We start from the raw sequence: 18,158 nt of genomic DNA, 5'->3' as shown, positions 1-18,158 counted from the left end.
TTGTGTGTTTAAAGAGCCTGCTTGCGCTGGGAGGTTTGCGCGCCGAAATCGCTAATAGCAGTCCACGTCACGGGCCCGTTTGCAGATTGAGGCACAGAAAAATATTGCTCGCTGAAAGGTGCGACCATCATTGAAATTGCCCCCGGCGTGGTTTTTGTGTCAGTCACAGGGACACTTTTCCCGCCCACGGCCAGCTCGCCAAAGGAGACGTAAAACGGCGTTGGGTTTTTCGCAATGAGCTTGTTCCCCTGGCGGCGGAAGGTGATTTTTTCATAGGCTTGTAGCGCATCGGTTTCTTTCAAATCAGCAGGACGCCAGAACAGCTTCAGACGCGTTTTCATCGCGAATTGCAGCGTATTCTTGTCTTTTAAGTCAGGTGATAACGCCGAGACGGATTTCACATTCGCCAGAAATAAAGATTCGCGATCTGCGGGCAGATTTTTTTTATCGCCGGTAAAAATGATGTGCAAAAGGGTCTGACGATTTTCCTGTAATTTATAGACAGGCGGCGTAATGATGAAAGGTGCTTTTGCATCGTTGGGGTAACTCACCCAGCTTTGCACCAGATATCGAGTATGAGGGTCTTTATTTTTGAGTGCTATTTGTACTTCGGATTTATTCGATGGATAAATAATTCGCGTGCCACCGAGAACCACACTTGCCTGTACTGAACAGCAAGAGATAATCAAACATCCACCTAACAATTTTAATAAATAATTCATACTACGTTCCAGAAGGCAGCCCTTTCAGGCTGCCAAAATAGATTTAGCGATAAACAACCTCGAACGTTGCAGATGAGGAGTAGTGACCTGCTGTTGGTTTGTTATCACCAACCTGAATAACTTTCGCGGTGTAATTAAAGACAGATGCTGTGGCGCCAGTGGCATCGTTCGCAACATCGGTACCGGCTTCCGGTTCTGATCCGTTGAAAACCACGTCCCCCTTAGTCCCATTTTCATTACTGACAATGATGCCAACGTTGGTCGCATTGCCAGCGCCGGAAAGATCGTTCTTCAGGCGCTTGTATTCCGCATCCGTTGTGGTGCCGCTGAACTTGAGGTTCAGTTTGGCAACCAGCGGATCACATTTTTTCACTTCAATCTTAAAGGCCTTCGACGTCCCGACCTGACCGTCAGTACCAAAATCAGAAGGATAAGTATCTGCAAATGTGACGGTGGAAGTATTGGACCCCGAGCCATCAACATCAATTTCACAGGTATCCGCCACAATTTTTCCGGCGAAATTTACCGTACCAGAATCATTCGCTGCAAATACCGGCAGAGAGAGTGCAGCCATAAGCGTGCTGGCCAACACCGTTGAAACAACATATTTACTCATAACAATATCCTTATATGTGATGATGAAGATATCCATTCTTGATATATACAAAAATGTTGGGAAGTCCTCTAAGGAATATCCTGTGAGGTCAGTAAATTTCTGGGGAGGATTTAATCAGATTATTCTTCATCACGTCTAGATCGCAAAATGATAATGCCCGAATAATCGGACACAACTTTCTGTTTTAGATGAAAAAAAGCAAAAATTAATAATTCTACATTTTAAATTTAATAATTTTAAATATAAATGAATGTAAACATAAAAAAAGGCCGCTTAATCATTAAGCGGCCTTTTATTCAGGAAACTAATTAGTTTCCGCCAAACATGTCCTTGATCCAGCCGGCGACACCGTCGCTGTCTTTCTTCTCATTCTGCTGCTGCGGCTGTTGCTGCTGCGGCTGCTGAGGTTGAGAAGATTGATCGAACGGGTTACCTGTCGGTTCTTCTGGCTGACTTTGCTGACACAGCGCATCCGGGTTAGTCGTCCAGACCGGCAGCGTACGCATCCCGCCACCGCAGATAAAGTTGCCCGATGCGTCCACCCCCATATCAACGATATCTTCCGGGGCAACCAGGTTCAGCGGCACCGGAGACTGGTTGGCCAGGTAGCGCTGGTAAATCGACATCGCACCGCTCGCGCCATACAGTTTGGTCGGCTGGTTGTTATCGCGCCCCACCCAGGTGATGACCACTTCACGACCATCAATACCGGCGAACCAGGTATCGACGTTGTTGTTGGTGGTCCCGGTTTTACCCGCCAGATGCAGGCCCGGATACTTCGCTCCCAGCTGACGGCCTGTACCGCGCTGGACAACCTGCTGCATGGTCCACAGCGTCATATAGGCCGCCTGCGCCGGAACTGCACGTTCTGCCTGCGGGAAGCTCTGATACAGCACGGAGCCATCTTCGGCAATCACCGAACGCAGAGCGGAAAGCGGAGCACGGTTACCGCCGCTGGCGATGGTCTGGAACGCCTGCGCCACTTCGATTGGCGTCAGGTTAAGCGCCCCCAGAATCATCGCTGGCACCGGGTGCAGCTGATCTTTCGGTACCCCCAGTTTCTGCCAGGTGTCGGTAATGGCCGGCAGGCCCAGCGCCATTCCGAGGTTAACCGTTGGCACGTTCATCGAGCGGGTTAACGCATCCACCAGCATGACCTGGCCGCTGAACTGTCTGTCATCGTTCTGCGGTGACCAAACCTGGCCGTTAGGCTGGCGCAGGGAAATTGGCGCATCGGCAATCCAGGTATTCAGGCGATAAAGATTCGGCTGGCTCAGCGCGGTCAGATAGGTCGCCGGTTTTGCCAGTGAACCAATTGAACGACGCGCCTGCATGGCACGGTTATAGCCCGCAAACTGCGGCTCAGCACCGCCCACCATGGCACGAACTTCGCCGGTGTTACGGTCAACCACTACCATCGCGGTTTCCAGATCGCTCAGCTTACGCTGCTTTTTCAGCGCCGGAATACCTTCTACCGCCGCTTTTTCTGCGGCGTCCTGTGCCACGGAGTCAAAGGTGGTAAAGATCTTCACGCCGGAGAGATCTTTCACTTTATCCCCGAGCTTAGACTGCAACTCCTGACGCACCATCTGCATAAAGGCAGGCTGCGGAGAGATCACCCCACCACGCGGCTGAACGCCCAGCGGACGCGCGCTCAGCATGTCGTACAGCTCCTGGTCAATCACCTGCTGTTGTTGCAGCAGACGCAGCACCAGGTTACGACGCTCCAGCGCCAGTTTCGGGTTACGCCACGGGTTGTAGATCGACGCGCCTTTCACCATGCCCACCAGCAGCGCCTGCTGGTCAAGGCTCAGCTCTTCTACCGGACGACCAAAGTAGTACAGGCTCGCCAGCGGGAAGCCGCGGATCTCGTTGTCACCGCTCTGACCGAGGTACACCTCGTTCATGTACAGCTCAAGAATACGATCCTTGCTGTAGCGCGCATCCATCAGCACGGCCATGTACGCTTCGTTGGCTTTACGCCAGTAAGAGCGCTCGCTGGAGAGGAACAGGTTTTTCACCAGCTGCTGGGTCAGGGTACTCGCCCCCTGCACCGTACGCCCGGCAGTCAGGTTCGCCAGTACCGCACGACCAATGGAGTAAAGGCTAATACCGTCGTGCTCGTAGAAGTGGCGGTCTTCGGTTGCCAGCAGGGTATCTACCAGCAGATCCGGGAAGCCGTTACGCGCCACGAACAGGCGCTGTTCGCCGTTTGCGGACGACAGCATGGTGATGAGGCGCGGATCGAGACGGAAGAAACCGAACTGGCGATCGTTATCCATGTTCTCAATGGTTTCCAGACGATCGCCGTCAAAGGTCAGACGCGCGCGCACCTGCCCTTCTTTACTGTCCGGGAAGTCGAACGGACGGCGGATCATCTCAATGCTTTTCGCCTGGACGGTAAATTCACCCGGACGGGTCATTTTCGTGACCTGACGATACTGCGTGGCTTGCAGCAGCTTCACCATCTCGTTCTTGCTGATGGACATGTCCGGCTCAAGGTTCACCATGCGGCCGTACACTGCCGCAGGCAATTGCCAGACTTTCCCGTCGATACGGCTGCGGATCTTCTGATCCAGATAAACGCCGTAAATCGCGATCAGGACAACAAAAACAATGAACAGCTTCAGCAGCAACCAGAACCAGCCGCGCTTACCACGAGGCTTACGCCCTTTGCCTTTCCCTTTACGTGGCATCGGTTCTTCATCCTCATAATCGTCTTCATAGTCATCGTCATACTCCTCATCTCTGAGGCGACGACGGCTTACCTTTTCTTTCGCCGGACGCGTCGGCTTTCCCTTACGTCCTATTGGCTCGCGGTCATTCCCCGCCATGCTTTTTCTCCGCAACATTCAGGCGCAAAGGCCAGATTTTCTTATCTTGCACAGGTCAGTGAAAGAAGAAATCTCTCAAAGTTTGTTTCTCCCTTTCCCCGTGGGAGAGGGCCGGGGTGAGGGCATCAGGCCGCACTCCCCTTTTCGATCCATTACGAATATTTCTTCGTGCGCCGTGTCGGCGCGGTATTCGCCGGATCGTCCGGCCAGACGTGTTTGGGATATCGCCCTTTCATCTCTTTCTGCACTTCACGATAGCTCCCCGCCCAGAACGCCCCCAGATCGCGGGTGATCTGCAAGGGACGATGCGCAGGCGAAAGCAGCTCAAGCACTAACGGCACGCGCCCTTCAGCGATGGACGGCGTGGTGGCCTCACCAAACATCTCCTGCATCCGAACCGCCAGTGCCGGCGGATTATCCTCATGATAACGAATGGCAATCCGGCTCCCGGTTGGCACAGTGTAATGCCCAGGCAGTTCACTATCCAGACGTTGACGTAACGACCAGTCCAGTAAATTCTGTAACGCTGCCTTAACATCAAGCGCCTTCAGGGCGCGCAGCGAGTGTACGCCGTTCATCTGCGGCAACAGCCACTGTTCAAGCGTCGCGAGCAGCGTCTCATCATCCACCGCTGGCCACCCCTGTTCCGGCAGCCACTTCGCGGCGCAATGCAGGCGAATGCGATACTGTTCGGCCTCCGGCGTCCAGTTCAGTACGCTCAGCCCTTTTTCCCGAATGCCGTTCAGCATCGCCTGGTGTAACTCTTCCTCCGACGGCTTCGCCAGCGGTTTCGTCCCGAGCGTCAGTTTGCCAATCTGGCTACGACGGAACGCCTTCAGCGTGCCCTGGGCATCATCCCATTCCACGATGTCAGATTGCTGAAGCAGCTGCGGGCAGGCACGCGTCAGCGCGTCAATATCCACGGCAACCGCCTGTAAAATACGCGCGTCCGGGGAGTGGCTGCCCTGGAGCAAGAGCGGCGCGATCAGCCATTCGTGACGCGTCAGGGCGTCATCGCTGTCCAGCATCGCGCCCATCCCATTTGCCAGCTGATAGCGACCATCCAGCCCGCGACGGCGCGCAATCCTGTCCGGGAAAGCCTGGGCCAGCAGAGGGATAACTTTATCGCTGTCAGGCGAACCGCCCCGGCAATTCAGGCGTTTACACAGCTGCTGCGCGCGTTGTTGCCAGTTTCCCTGATGACGAGAAAAGGCCTGTCCCAGATCGCTGCTGCCACCGCGCGGCGGCTCCTCAAGAATAGCCGCCAGTTTTGCCGCCGTGGCAATTTCATCATCGCCCTGTGCTGCCACCAGCATTGCCGCCAGACGCGGATCGTTGCCCAGCGCCGCCATTTTCTGACCGCGCGCCGTCAGTCGCTCGCCTTCCAGCGCGCCAAGCTGGGTCAGCAGGCTACGCGCGGCGGAAAGGTTCACGACAGGCGGAGGATTAAGCCAGGTGAGCTGGTCAGGGTCCGGGCAGCCCCACTGCATCAGATCCATCACCAGCCCGGAGAGATCGCTTTGTAAAATCTCAGGCGTGCTCTGCAATGCCGCACGCTCCGCCTGCTCGGCGCTGGTTAAATGCAGGCAAATACCCGGCTCAAGACGCCCTGCTCGCCCTGCGCGCTGCACCATCGAGGCCTGGCTAATGCGCTGCGTCAGTAGCCTGGTCAGCCCGGTACGCGGATCAAAACTGGCTACCCTCTCCTGCGTACTGTCCACCACCAGGCGAATGCCTTCGATGGTCAAACTGGTTTCCGCGATATTGGTTGCCAGCACCACTTTGCGCTGCCCCGCCGGTGCGGGAAGGATCGCCTTGCGCTGGTCAGCCAACGGCAGCGCGCCGTAGAGCGGGCACAGCATAACGTCACCGTTCACCCGGGATGCCAGCTGCTCCTGTACGCGCTGGATTTCGCCTACGCCGGGTAAAAACAGCAGCAGCGAGCCGGGCTCCTGGCGGAGCAATTCGGCGGTGGCGATGGCAACCGCTTCGTCAAAACGCTGATGGGCAGGCAGCGGCTGATAGCGGCGCTCGACCGGGAACGCACGCCCTTCAGAGGAGATCATCGGCGCGTCAGGGAGCGTCTGCCGGAGCCGCTCGTTATCCAGCGTCGCCGACATAATCAGCAACCGAAGGTCGTCGCGCAGCCCCTGCTGAACGTCGAGCAGCAGCGCAAGGGCCAGATCGGCCTGGAGGCTGCGCTCGTGAAATTCATCAAGGATCACCAGCCCGACGCCGGTCAGCTCCGGATCGTTTTGCAGCATACGGGTGAGAATACCCTCGGTGACCACCTCCAGCCGCGTGGACGGTCCAACGCAGGTTTCGGCGCGCATCCGGTACCCTACCGTCTCGCCCGGTTTTTCATTCAGCAGTTCCGCCAGGCGCTGCGCCACATTGCGCGCGGCCAGCCTGCGTGGCTCCAGCAGGATAATTTTCCCGCTGATGCTCCCCTCGCGCAGAATTTGCAGGGGCAGCCAGGTGGATTTACCCGCTCCGGTGGGCGCGCTGAGCAAAACCTGTGGCGCATGTTCTAAGGCTGCGAGAAGCTCAGGAAGGACGACAGCGACGGGCAAAAAGGACACTTACGGCTCCAGAGGGTTAACATTAATCGGCGTACATTGTAGCATCGGCGCATATCATTACCGAGTCTTGCGCATGTCTGAGTCAAAACGGCTATTCTTCGTCATTGAATTACCCACCACGCTTCAACGGCAGATTGTTCGCTGGCGCGCCAGCCACTTCCCCGCGGAAGCGGGCCGCCCCGTCGTCGCCGCCAATATGCACCTGACGTTAGCCTTTCTTGGTGAAGTAAGCGCTGAAAAGCAGCGCGCGTTAAGCGCAATGGCCGGACGCATTTCGCAGCCGGGGTTTACGCTGCATCTTGACGATGCCGGGCAATGGCTGCGCTCTCGGGTGGTCTGGCTGGGGACGCGGCAGCCCCCTCGCGGACTGCTACAGCTCGCCAACATGCTGCGGGCGCAGGCCGCGCGCAGCGGCTGTTATCAGAGCCCGCAGCCGTTTCATCCCCACATTACCCTGCTGCGCGACGCGGGTCAGGCCGTTGCCATCCCGCCACCGGGCTTTCACTGGTCCTTTCAGGTGAATGAATTTGCGCTGTACGAATCTGCCTTTGTACAAGGACGCACCCGCTATACTCCGCTTCAGCGCTGGACGCTGGGCGACACGTTAAGGAATCCTGATGAAGTTTAGCCCTGCACTCCAGCCCGCCACGCTGATCCAGCGTTACAAACGCTTTCTCGCTGATGTGATCACCCCTGAGGGCGAAACGCTCACGCTGCACTGCCCTAACACCGGCGCCATGACCGGTTGCGCCACGCCGGGTGACACGGTCTGGTATTCCACATCAGAAAATACTAAACGCAAATATCCTCATACCTGGGAAATGACCGAGACGCAAAGCGGGGCATTTATTTGCGTGAATACCCTGCGCGCAAATCAGCTGGTTAAGGAAGCCCTGACAAATGGAATGCTTCCTGAACTGGTGGGTTACGGCACGCAAAAAAGCGAAGTGAAATATGGCGATGAAGGCAGCAGAATTGATTTTATGTTACAGGCGGAAGAGCGCCCTGAGTGCTATATTGAAGTGAAATCAGTGACGTTAGCGGAACAGGAAAACGGCTTCTTTCCGGATGCGGTAACGCTACGTGGCCAGAAGCATCTGCGAGAGCTAATGAGTGTAGCGGCGGCGGGCAAGCGCGCCGTGTTGCTGTTTGCGGTTCTGCATTCAGCCATTGAACGGTTTTCCCCGGCCCGTCATATTGATCCTAAATACGCGCAATTGTTGAATGAGGCACAAAAGCAGGGGGTAGAGATTTTCGCTTATAAAGCGGAACTTTCTGCCGATAATATGACTCTGAGATCCTCTCTTCCCATTGTCTTATAAGGGATTAGACGATTGACTAATAAGTGTTCTGGCCGCGTGCGCAAATACGCTTTTCCTCACAGGGTTGTCAAGTGTTACGTTTAGATAATTGCCATACGGAAAAGCATCTGCTATTTATAGCGACCTGATTTTTCCCCCAACACGGGGATCGATAGTGCGTGTTAAGGAGAAGCAACATGCAAGAAGGGCAAAACCGTAAAACATCGTCCCTGAGTATTCTCGCCATCGCTGGGGTGGAGCCGTATCAAGAGAAGCCGGGCGAAGAGTATATGAACGAAGCCCAGCTGTCGCACTTCAAGCGTATTCTTGAAGCATGGCGTAATCAACTCAGGGATGAAGTCGATCGCACCGTTACACATATGCAGGATGAAGCTGCTAACTTCCCGGACCCGGTCGACCGTGCCGCTCAGGAAGAAGAGTTCAGCCTCGAACTGCGTAACCGTGACCGCGAGCGCAAACTGATCAAAAAGATCGAAAAAACGCTGAAGAAGGTCGAGGACGAAGATTTTGGCTACTGCGAATCCTGCGGTGTTGAAATCGGTATTCGTCGCCTGGAAGCGCGTCCAACAGCCGATCTGTGCATCGACTGTAAAACGCTGGCAGAAATCCGCGAAAAACAGATGGCCGGCTAACGCCTGCCCTCTCACTACTCAGCTAAGGCGGGAGTCTCTCCCGCCTTGTTACCGTTGATATGTCTGAATCTCACTATATCGGGCGCTTTGCGCCATCTCCCTCCGGTGAATTACACTTCGGCTCATTAATTGCCGCGCTCGGCAGCTACCTACAGGCTCGCGCCCGTCAGGGTCAATGGCTGGTCCGCATTGAAGATATCGATCCTCCACGTGAAGTTCCCGGTGCAGCAGAAACTATTCTGCGTCAGCTGGAACATTACGGTCTTCACTGGGATGGCGACGTACTCTGGCAGTCTCAACGCCATGATGCCTACCGTGAACGTCTGGCGTGGCTTGCTGAACAGGGCCTTTCCTATAACTGCACCTGCACGCGGGCGCGTATTCAGAGCGTAGGTGGCGTTTATGACGGCCACTGCCGTACGCGGCACAACGGTCCTGAGAATGCCGCCGTACGGCTGATACAGCGTTCTCCGGTGACGCAGTTTACCGACGTTCTCTCAGGAACAATTCAGGCGGATGAACGCCTGGCGCGTGAAGATTTTATTATTCACCGTCGTGATGGTTTGTTTGCCTATAACCTGGCGGTGGTTATCGATGACCATTTCCAGGGCGTTACGGAAATCGTGCGCGGGGCGGATCTGGTTGAGCCTACCGTGCGGCAAATATCGCTTTACCAGCAGTTTGGCTGGGCGGTGCCGGATTACATCCATCTGCCGCTGGCAGTCAATGAACAGGGAAATAAGCTATCGAAACAGAATCATGCCCCGGCGCTGCCTGACGGCGATCCGCGCCCGGTTTTGATCGACGCGCTGCGATTTCTCAACCAGAATGTAACGCAGGAATGGCAGGATCTGAGTCTGGATGAATTGCTGAAAACGGCCATTGCTGACTGGACGCTTATGGCCGTGCCAAAAATCCAGCATTCTCAAATGCGTTGCGCTGAGCTATGATTAGCCGCTTTTTTGATAACAAAACACACTACGAGGTGTACTATTTTTACCCGAGTCGCTAATTTTTGCCGTAAAGTGCTGAGCCGCGAAGAGAGCATGGCGAACGACGCTATTGCACAGCCACACATGTCGGTCATTCCGCGTGAGCAGCACAATATTTCCCGCAAAGATATCAGTGAAAATGCCCTCAAGGTGCTCTATCGTCTGAATAAAGCAGGCTACGAGGCCTATCTCGTCGGCGGCGGGGTGCGCGATTTACTGCTGGGCAAAAAACCAAAAGATTTCGACGTGACGACCAGCGCCACGCCTGAGCAGGTGCGTAAATTATTCCGCAACTGCCGTCTGGTTGGCCGCCGTTTCCGTCTGGCGCACGTGATGTTTGGACCGGAAATTATTGAAGTGGCGACCTTCCGCGGTCACCACGAAGCGGGCGTTAACGATCGCACGACTTCCCAGCGCGGCCAAAACGGTATGCTGCTGCGCGACAACATCTTCGGCTCTATTGAAGAAGATGCTCAGCGTCGCGATTTCACCATCAACAGCCTTTACTATAGCGTGGCGGATTTTACCGTGCGCGATTACGTCGGCGGTATGCAGGATCTGAAAGACGGTCTGATTCGCCTGATCGGCACGCCGGAAACACGCTATCGCGAAGATCCGGTCCGAATGCTGCGCGCCGTGCGTTTCGCCGCCAAGCTGAACATGCGTATCAGCCCGGAAACCGCAGAGCCGATCCCGCGCCTGGCGACGCTGATCAACGACGTGCCCCCTGCCCGTCTGTTTGAGGAGTCGTTAAAGCTGCTCCAGGCAGGCTACGGGTTTGAAACCTACAACCTGCTGCGTGAGTACAACCTGTTCCAGCCGCTGTTCCCGACCATTACCCGCTACTTCACCGAAAACGGTGACAGCGCAATGGAGCGGATAATTGCGCAGGTGTTGAAGAACACCGATACCCGTATTCATAACGATATGCGCGTGAATCCGGCGTTCCTGTTCGCGGCCATGTTCTGGTATCCGCTGCTGGAAACGGCGCAGCGCATTACCCAGGAGAGCGGTCTCGCCTATTATGATGCGTTCGCGCTGGCGGCAAACGACGTGCTGGACGAAGGCTGTCGCACGCTGGCGATCCCGAAACGTATTACCACGCTGGTGCGTGATATCTGGCAGCTTCAGCTGCGTATGTCCCGCCGTCAGGGTAAACGCGCCTGGAAGCTGATGGAGCATCCTAAGTTCCGCGCCGCGTTCGATCTGCTCTCTCTGCGTGCTGAAGTTGAAAGGAACCCGGAACTACAGCGCCTGGCGCAGTGGTGGGGCGAGTTTCAGGTTTCTGCGCCACCGGAGCAAAAAGATATGCTTACGGATCTGGATGATGAACCGGCACCGCGCCGTCGTCACCGTCGCCCGCGCAAACGCGCACCGCGTCGTGAAGGTACGGCATGACCCTTGCGTATATCGCCATCGGCAGCAATCTGGCCTCTCCGCTGGAGCAGGTTAACGCTGCCGTGCAGGCCCTGGGAGAGATCCCCCAAAGCCGCATTGTCGCGCTGTCCTCATTTTACCGTACGCCGCCGCTCGGCCCGCAGGATCAACCTGATTATCTGAACGCCGCCGTAGTGCTGGAAACGACCCTTGACGCAGAAACGCTGCTGGATAATACCCAGCGTATTGAGCTACAGCAGGGTCGTGTCCGCAAAGCCGAACGCTGGGGACCGCGCAAGCTCGATCTCGATATTATGCTTTTCGGTCACGAGGTGATTAACACCGAACGCCTCACCGTTCCGCATTACGACATGAAAAACCGCGGGTTTATGCTCTGGCCGCTGTTTGAAGTCGCGCCCGATCTCACCTTCCCTGACGGCTCCTCGCTGCAAGCCGTTCTGCAAAATCTCAACGCGGATAAACCGGCCCGCTGGTAATCCCGCCTCCGCATCGATTAACCATTCCTTATTTGCGGTTAATCGATTGCCTAAAATCATTGTTCCCTCAAATGTTACTGTTAGAATGCGCAAAGATTCGCTTTTGGGCCATCAGGAAACAGTATGAAACCAACCACCATCTCCTTATTGCAGAAATGCAAACAGGAAAAAAAACGCTTCGCCACTATCACCGCGTATGACTACAGCTTCGCAAAACTGTTTGCCGAAGAAGGGATCAACGTCATGCTGGTCGGAGACTCGTTAGGGATGACGGTACAAGGACATGATTCCACTCTGCCGGTCACGGTCGAGGATATTGCTTACCATACCCGCGCCGTGCGCCGGGGTGCCCCCGCCTGCCTGCTGCTTTCCGATCTGCCGTTTATGGCGTATGCCACCCCGGAGCAGGCCTTCGAAAATGCGGCGACCGTGATGCGCGCCGGCGCCAATATGGTCAAAATCGAAGGCGGCGCCTGGCTGGTCGATACGGTGAAAATGCTCACCGACCGCGCCGTGCCGGTTTGTGGTCATTTGGGGCTGACGCCGCAGTCGGTCAACATCTTTGGCGGATATAAGGTGCAGGGCCGAGGCGATGCGGCGCAGACGCTGTTTGATGATGCCGTGGCGCTGGAAGCCGCGGGCGCGCAGCTGCTGGTGCTGGAGTGTGTGCCGGTTGAGCTGGCTAAGCGTATCACTGAGGCGCTGTCGATTCCGGTGATCGGCATCGGCGCGGGTAACGTCACCGATGGCCAGATTCTGGTCATGCACGACGCCTTTGGGATCACCGGTGGCCATATTCCAAAATTTGCTAAAAATTTCCTGTCAGAAGCAGGCGACATGCGTGCTGCTGTGCGGCAGTATATTGCCGAGGTTGAGTCCGGCGTTTATCCGGGCGAAGAACACAGTTTCCATTAAGGAGTCCAGGTGTGCTAATCATAGAAACCCTGCCGCTGCTGCGTCAGCATATTCGTCGGGCGCGTCAGGAAGGTAAACGTATCGCCCTTGTTCCAACCATGGGCAACCTGCACGACGGCCATATGAAGCTGGTCGATGAAGCGAGAGCCCGGGCAGATATCGTGGTGGTCAGTATCTTCGTTAACCCGATGCAGTTCGATCGCGAAGACGATCTGGCGCGCTACCCACGTACCTTGCAGGAAGATTGCGAGAAGCTCAAAAAACGTCATGCGGATATCGTCTTCGCACCGGCACCCGCAGATGTGTATCCCCAGGGTACCACTGAATCGACCTACGTCGACGTGCCGGGTATTTCGACCATGCTGGAGGGCGCCAGCCGCCCGGGCCATTTCCGTGGCGTCTCCACCATCGTCAGCAAGCTGTTTAACCTTGTGCAGCCGGACATCGCCTGCTTTGGCGAGAAAGATTTCCAGCAGTTGGCGCTGATCCGCAAAATGGTTGCCGACATGGGCTACGACATCGAGATCGTCGGCGTGCCGATTGTACGCGCGAAAGATGGCCTGGCGCTCAGTTCCCGTAACGGCTATCTGACCGCCGAACAGCGTAAAATTGCGCCGGGCTTAAGCAAAGTCATGAATACAATGGCAGAGCAACTGCTGGCAAAAGAGTTAACAGCAGAAGAGATTATCGCCCTGGCTGAACAGGCGCTGAACGAGAAAGGTCTTCGTGCTGACGACGTTCAAATTCGGGATGCCGATACGCTTCTGGCACTTACAGAGACCAGCAAACGTGCGGTAATTCTGGTGGCGGCATGGCTCGGCCAGGCCCGCCTTATCGATAACAAAGTGGTTGAGCTGGCGTAGTTTTTCTACCCGGAAGATGAAAGGTAAACGTAATGATTCGCAAAATGCTGCAAGGTAAACTTCACCGTGTGAAAGTCACTCAGGCCGACCTGCATTATGAAGGCTCCTGCGCGATCGACCAGGATTTTCTCGACGCGGCGGGTATTCTCGAAAACGAAGCCATTGATATCTGGAACGTAAATAACGGCAAACGCTTCTCTACCTACGCCATTGCCGCTGAGCGCGGGTCCAAAATCATCTCCGTCAACGGTGCGGCGGCGCACTGCGCGGACGTAGGCGATATCGTGATTATCGCCAGCTTTGTCATGATGTCTGACGAAGAAGCGCGTCGCTGGCAGCCAAAAGTAGCCTACTTTGAAGGCGACAATGAGATGAAACGTACCGCGAAGGCGATTCCGGTACAGGTTGCCTGATAATATTTATCCCACGACCCATTCCTGCGCATTTATTAAATGAATGGGTCTTTAAAAAGCATTTATAGAATTAATATTCAAACTCTCCCCGCACAACCAGACAATCCCATCACATTGATAACAAATAATTTTAAATTTACTAAACTATTCATTTAGTTTAAATCACGCACAACATCTATATTTCATTGAGATTAACAATATAATTCGCCACGAAATTTAATTTCAAATAAAAGCTTTACGGGCACTTATTATTCACTCAACGAATATGGATATTTAAATGATTTCTAAAAAATATGGTTTGGCAATTGCTATGGCAAGCGTATTGGCTGCGGGTTCAGCGGTAGCAGCAGATCCTGACACCGGCACTATTACTTTCCACGGCATGGTTTCTAACAATACTTGCCAGGTCTCCCTTGACCAGAAAATCGATCAGAACGGTAACGATTTTGACGTGACTCTGGACACTGTATTTGTGCGTGATTTCGCAAACGCACTGGGTAGCACCAGCACCCTGGGTGAAAAGAAATTCAGCCTTTCACTGACCGGTTGTGATACCGCAACTGTGAAGAAAGCATCTGCACAGTTCTCTTCCTGGGCTGGCTCCTCTTCTACCGAAGGCGGTCTGCTGGTTCCACCAAGCAATGCTCAGGGTTCAGCTAAGAACGTTAACCTGGTGCTGTCAAACGACGGTAACTCAGCTACCGATCAGATCAAAATTGACCAGACTAACAACTCCCAGAAAGCAACCATCGATGAAACTTCTGGCGCAGGAAACCTGTACTACCGCGTAGCGTACACCCAGGGTCAGGGTTGGGATGCAACAAGTAATCCAGTTTCTGCTGGTACCGTGCAGGCACAGGTTGCCTTCACCATGATTTACGAATAAGAGATTCGTAAACTTTAAATTAAGCAATCCTTCATGATGAATGAGGGATTGCTTGTGTAATTCCAAAAGGAAGTGGAAAAAATGTCTCATTCAGTCTTCATTAAAAGTTTTCAAGCCGTATTGCTCGCAACTGCCGTTTTGGCCACATCGAATGCAAGTGCGGATATTGTTATTTCCGGCACCCGTATTATCTATCCACAGTCATCGAAGGATGTTGTTGTTAATCTCGATAACCATGGAACCAAACCGCTTTTGGTTCAAACCTGGCTTGATGATGGGCGTGATGGCGTAAATCCGGAAGAGTTAAAGCTTCCTTTTATCATTACCCCTCCAGTATCCCGTATTGACCCGAAAAAAGGCCAATCCGTACGTATTACCTACACAGGTACACCTTTACCACAGGATCGTGAATCGCTTTTCTGGTTCAATGTCCTGGAGATTCCACCAAAATCAAAAGCTGCGGATAAAGAGAATCTTAACCAGCTTCAGCTGGCATTCAGAACACGTATTAAATTCTTTTACCGTCCTGACGGGTTAAAAGGCTCGGCAGGTGAAGCAGCTGAGCATTTAACATGGACGCAGAAAAAAGAAGGAAACGCGGTTAAGCTTGTTGCCCATAATAATTCACCGTATAACGTCTCCGTTTCGGCGGTAACCATTAAAGCCAGTCAAAAAACATACGACGTTGATCATAAGGCCGTTCCACCGTTCAGTGATACCACAATGACGGTTAAAGGTTTAGCTTCTGCCGTAAATGGTAAAGTAGAGTTTGATTCTATTAATGACTATGGCGGCACAGACCATCACGAAGCGGGACTAAAATAGAGCACCCTTTAATACATATAATAATTAATAGCATTAACTCTGTGGAGAGCACCCTCTCTGCACTGATTAAGTGGATGTGCCATGTTATTTAAACGTTCTCTTTTATGTCTTACGATAAGTGCAGCATTGCCTTTTTATGCCTGTGCAGAAAATATCACGCCAGCAAAAGATCTGCCTGATAATGAAGAAGAGGTCGAGTTTAACGATCAATTTCTTTTAAATGGCAGCGCTAATATTGATATTAATCGTTTTTCACATGGCAACCCGGTTTTACCGGGGACCTATCGCACTAAGATCAACCTGAACGGTAAACTGAAGTCCACCGTGGAGGTCACGTTTAAAGATAACGGAACACCTCGTGCGACCCCGTGCATAACAAAACTGCTGCTGTCACAATCGGGTGTCGACACCAGCACATTGCCTGACGGACCGGAAGACGATGAAACCTGCGTCGATATTAAAAAATCTTTCGCTGGCGCTACGGTTAGCTATGACAGTGGCAAGCAGGCTATGGATTTTAATTTTCCCCAGATTTATGTGCTGAAACGCCCGGCGGGCTATGTCGATCCATCGTTGTGGGATAACGGGATTCCTGCCGCTCTGCTCTCTTATGACATGAACGGCTGGCGTAGCGAGAACAACGGCAGTACATCAGAAAGTGCATATGTAGGGTTACGCTATGGTCTGAATATGGGGCCATGGCGCCTGCGCTCGCGTGGCAATTTTAACTGGGACAAAGATAGCGGCACAAAATACTCCAGTCAGGATGTCTATTTGCAGCGCGATATTACACCATTGAGTGCCCAGTTTGTCATCGGCGACTCTTACACGCGTGGCGAGGCATTTAACTCTATGAGCCTTCGCGGCGCACGCATGTACAGTGACGATCGCATGTTGCCAATGGGGTCCACAGGCTACGCGCCTGTCATTCGGGGTGTCGCGAACAGTAACGCGAAGGTCAGCGTCACGCAGAGCGGCAATAAGATTTATGAAACCTCGGTGCCACCAGGCGCGTTTGAAATAAACGACCTGAGTACCACAGGTTACGGAAATGATTTACTGGTAACGATTGAAGAAGCGGATGGCAGCAAACGCTCCTTTACCGTACCCTTTTCATCCGTCACGCAGATGCTCCGTCCGGGAGCCTCTCGCTGGGACGTCGGTTTAGGTGAATTAAATGACGATTCACTGATTGATGCGCCTAAAGTGGGTTACGGTACGCTTTACTATGGCCTGAATAATACGTTCACGGGTTATATTGGCGCGCAATATACCGACATGGATTTTTATGCCGGTATTCTCGGCGTGGCAATGAACACCCCTGTTGGTGCGTTTGCATTCGACGTTACGCAATCTTATGCAGATATTGAGGGGCTGGATAAATTAAGCGGGCAAAGTTATCGTTTAACCTACAGCAAAATGATTGAGTCGACGAATACTTCCTTTAACGTTGCGGCTTATCGTTTCTCGACGGAAGACTACCTGACGCTTAACGATGCGGCGCAACTTCAGGACAGTATTAGGCACCAGAAGTACTCAAACCGTAGCTATGACTCAAACGAAGCGCTATATGCAGACTATCAGCGCACCAAAAACCAGGTGCAAATTAGTCTTAACCAACCGCTAACCTCCGGAGAAGACAATTTTGGCTCCCTGTATGTAAGCGGCACCTGGCAGGATTACTGGAACGCGACGGGCTCTACTTCCAATTACAATATTGGGTATAACAATAGCTTCACCTACGGCAGCTACAGCTTGTCATTACAGCGAACCTATGATCAGAACGGCAAGAAAGACGATAGCGTTTATTTAAGCCTAAGCATTCCATTAAGTGTATTCTCAAAAGATAGAGGGAATGCCGGTGGATTCTCAAACATCAATATGGGATTACGTTCCGACCTTAAAGGCGGCACAAGCTTTAACACGTCCGCGGGTGGAAATACGCAAGATAATAAGGTGAGTTATTCCGTTAGCGCCTCGTCAAACAGTGGTAATTATGGTGACCTGAATCAGATAAGCGGCTACGGGTCCTATAACAGTGAATATGGCCCGCTGGGGTTATCTGCCTCTTTTGGTGATGACAACAGTAAACAATATTCTGCCTCCTATAACGGTGGCATGGTCATCCATTCAGGAGGTATTGCATTTGCGCCAGGGAGTATTGGTGACAACGATGCGCTGGCACTGGTCAAAGCGAGTGGTGCGAAAGGCGCCGGTATCGGCTTTGGTAACAGCGAAATAGGCAGTTCCGGCTATGGCATTCTGCCTTATATGTCTGCCTACCGTGAAAACCGCGTATACCTTGATATCAGCACGCTGGAAAACGACGTTGAAATTAAAAACACCAGTGAAATTACGGTTCCCCGCAGTGGTTCCGTTGTGCTGGTTGATTTTGCAACCGATGAAGGTCGTTCATTAATTTTAGAACTTAAGCGCACCGATAACGGATTTATTCCTTTAGGCGCTGATGTTTTAAATGAAAAAAATGAATCTATTGGCACCGTGGGACAGGCGGGGCAAGCCTATGTCCGCGGCGTTGAGGATGAAGGCACGCTTCATGTTGTCTGGGGAAGCGATAAAGACAGTAAATGTGACGTGCATTATAACGTCTCATCACATGCTCAAAAAGTAGGACTTACAACGGTGCTCAGCAATCAAGTGTGCCAGATGTAATTATTCGGG

At 53.2% G+C, this 18,158-nt stretch carries 16 protein-coding genes; 12 read left to right on the top strand and 4 right to left on the bottom strand.

All coding sequences use genetic code 11. The features are described from left to right. Positions 1 to 8 precede the first annotated feature (8 nt). The 4 genes from ACJTMZ_RS12920 to hrpB all read right to left on the bottom strand — a co-directional run bounded on the left by ACJTMZ_RS12920 (position 9) and on the right by hrpB (position 6,754). On the bottom strand, positions 9 to 722 hold the full coding sequence (locus ACJTMZ_RS12920; protein ID WP_032670536.1) for a molecular chaperone: 714 nt from the start codon (positions 720 to 722) through the stop codon (positions 9 to 11). Positions 723 to 765: 43 nt separating this feature from the next. Continuing rightward, on the bottom strand, positions 766 to 1,374 hold the full coding sequence (locus ACJTMZ_RS12915; RefSeq protein ID WP_015572710.1) for a fimbrial protein: 609 nt from the start codon (positions 1,372 to 1,374) through the stop codon (positions 766 to 768). Between the two features lie 272 nt (positions 1,375 to 1,646). Then, on the bottom strand, positions 1,647 to 4,172 hold the full coding sequence (gene mrcB, locus ACJTMZ_RS12910; protein WP_015572709.1) for a bifunctional glycosyl transferase/transpeptidase: 2,526 nt from the start codon (positions 4,170 to 4,172) through the stop codon (positions 1,647 to 1,649). 152 nt (positions 4,173 to 4,324) lie between these two features. Then, a complete protein-coding gene (gene hrpB / locus ACJTMZ_RS12905) occupies positions 4,325 to 6,754 on the bottom strand; it encodes an ATP-dependent helicase HrpB (protein ID WP_126340129.1) in 2,430 nt (809 codons plus the stop codon). Between the two features lie 73 nt (positions 6,755 to 6,827). On the opposite strand from hrpB, the gene thpR reads away from it, so the two are divergent. The 12 genes from thpR (at position 6,828) to ACJTMZ_RS12845 (ending at position 18,149) form a co-directional block, all read left to right on the top strand. Continuing rightward, a complete protein-coding gene (gene thpR, locus ACJTMZ_RS12900; RefSeq protein WP_015572708.1) occupies positions 6,828 to 7,382 on the top strand; it encodes an RNA 2',3'-cyclic phosphodiesterase in 555 nt (184 codons plus the stop codon). After that, the gene (sfsA, locus tag ACJTMZ_RS12895) at positions 7,372 to 8,076 is read left to right on the top strand and encodes a DNA/RNA nuclease SfsA (RefSeq protein ID WP_015572707.1); all 705 of its coding nucleotides are present in this window, start codon (positions 7,372 to 7,374) and stop codon (positions 8,074 to 8,076) included. The genes thpR and sfsA overlap by 11 nt, the downstream gene beginning before the upstream one ends. Before the next feature lie 176 nt (positions 8,077 to 8,252). Next, on the top strand, positions 8,253 to 8,708 hold the full coding sequence (dksA, locus tag ACJTMZ_RS12890; protein ID WP_001155232.1) for an RNA polymerase-binding protein DksA: 456 nt from the start codon (positions 8,253 to 8,255) through the stop codon (positions 8,706 to 8,708). Between the two features lie 59 nt (positions 8,709 to 8,767). Further along, positions 8,768 to 9,658: a tRNA glutamyl-Q(34) synthetase GluQRS gene (gene gluQRS / locus ACJTMZ_RS12885; RefSeq protein WP_047364730.1), complete on the top strand. Its 891-nt coding sequence runs from the start codon at positions 8,768 to 8,770 to the stop codon at positions 9,656 to 9,658. Positions 9,659 to 9,700: 42 nt separating this feature from the next. After that, positions 9,701 to 11,098 (top strand): polynucleotide adenylyltransferase PcnB, encoded by a 1,398-nt coding sequence (pcnB, locus tag ACJTMZ_RS12880; RefSeq protein WP_026080645.1) that lies wholly within the window; start codon positions 9,701 to 9,703, stop codon positions 11,096 to 11,098. Next, positions 11,095 to 11,574, top strand: coding sequence for a 2-amino-4-hydroxy-6-hydroxymethyldihydropteridine diphosphokinase (gene folK / locus ACJTMZ_RS12875; RefSeq protein ID WP_032671420.1), 480 nt, complete (start codon positions 11,095 to 11,097; stop codon positions 11,572 to 11,574). Before pcnB ends, folK begins: the two co-directional genes overlap by 4 nt. Before the next feature lie 123 nt (positions 11,575 to 11,697). After that, on the top strand, positions 11,698 to 12,489 hold the full coding sequence (gene panB, locus ACJTMZ_RS12870) for a 3-methyl-2-oxobutanoate hydroxymethyltransferase (RefSeq protein WP_015572705.1): 792 nt from the start codon (positions 11,698 to 11,700) through the stop codon (positions 12,487 to 12,489). 11 nt (positions 12,490 to 12,500) lie between these two features. Beyond that, the gene (gene panC, locus ACJTMZ_RS12865; protein WP_003856282.1) at positions 12,501 to 13,352 is read left to right on the top strand and encodes a pantoate--beta-alanine ligase; all 852 of its coding nucleotides are present in this window, start codon (positions 12,501 to 12,503) and stop codon (positions 13,350 to 13,352) included. Positions 13,353 to 13,384: 32 nt separating this feature from the next. Then, on the top strand, positions 13,385 to 13,765 hold the full coding sequence (panD, locus tag ACJTMZ_RS12860) for an aspartate 1-decarboxylase (RefSeq protein WP_003856284.1): 381 nt from the start codon (positions 13,385 to 13,387) through the stop codon (positions 13,763 to 13,765). Between the two features lie 277 nt (positions 13,766 to 14,042). Beyond that, on the top strand, positions 14,043 to 14,651 hold the full coding sequence (locus ACJTMZ_RS12855) for a fimbrial protein (protein WP_023303093.1): 609 nt from the start codon (positions 14,043 to 14,045) through the stop codon (positions 14,649 to 14,651). An 81-nt stretch (positions 14,652 to 14,732) separates the two neighbouring features. Then, the gene (locus ACJTMZ_RS12850) at positions 14,733 to 15,476 is read left to right on the top strand and encodes a fimbrial chaperone (protein WP_015572704.1); all 744 of its coding nucleotides are present in this window, start codon (positions 14,733 to 14,735) and stop codon (positions 15,474 to 15,476) included. A gap of 81 nt (positions 15,477 to 15,557) precedes the next feature. Beyond that, positions 15,558 to 18,149: an outer membrane usher protein gene (locus ACJTMZ_RS12845; protein WP_023303092.1), complete on the top strand. Its 2,592-nt coding sequence runs from the start codon at positions 15,558 to 15,560 to the stop codon at positions 18,147 to 18,149. Positions 18,150 to 18,158 lie beyond the last annotated feature (9 nt).

Origin of the sequence: Enterobacter sp. DN (assembly GCF_046054285.1) — a bacterium.
Lineage (GTDB): Bacteria > Pseudomonadota > Gammaproteobacteria > Enterobacterales > Enterobacteriaceae > Enterobacter > Enterobacter hormaechei_C.
The sequence above is the reverse complement of the archived record's forward strand: the minus strand, read 5'-3'. Positions and strand labels throughout refer to the sequence as shown.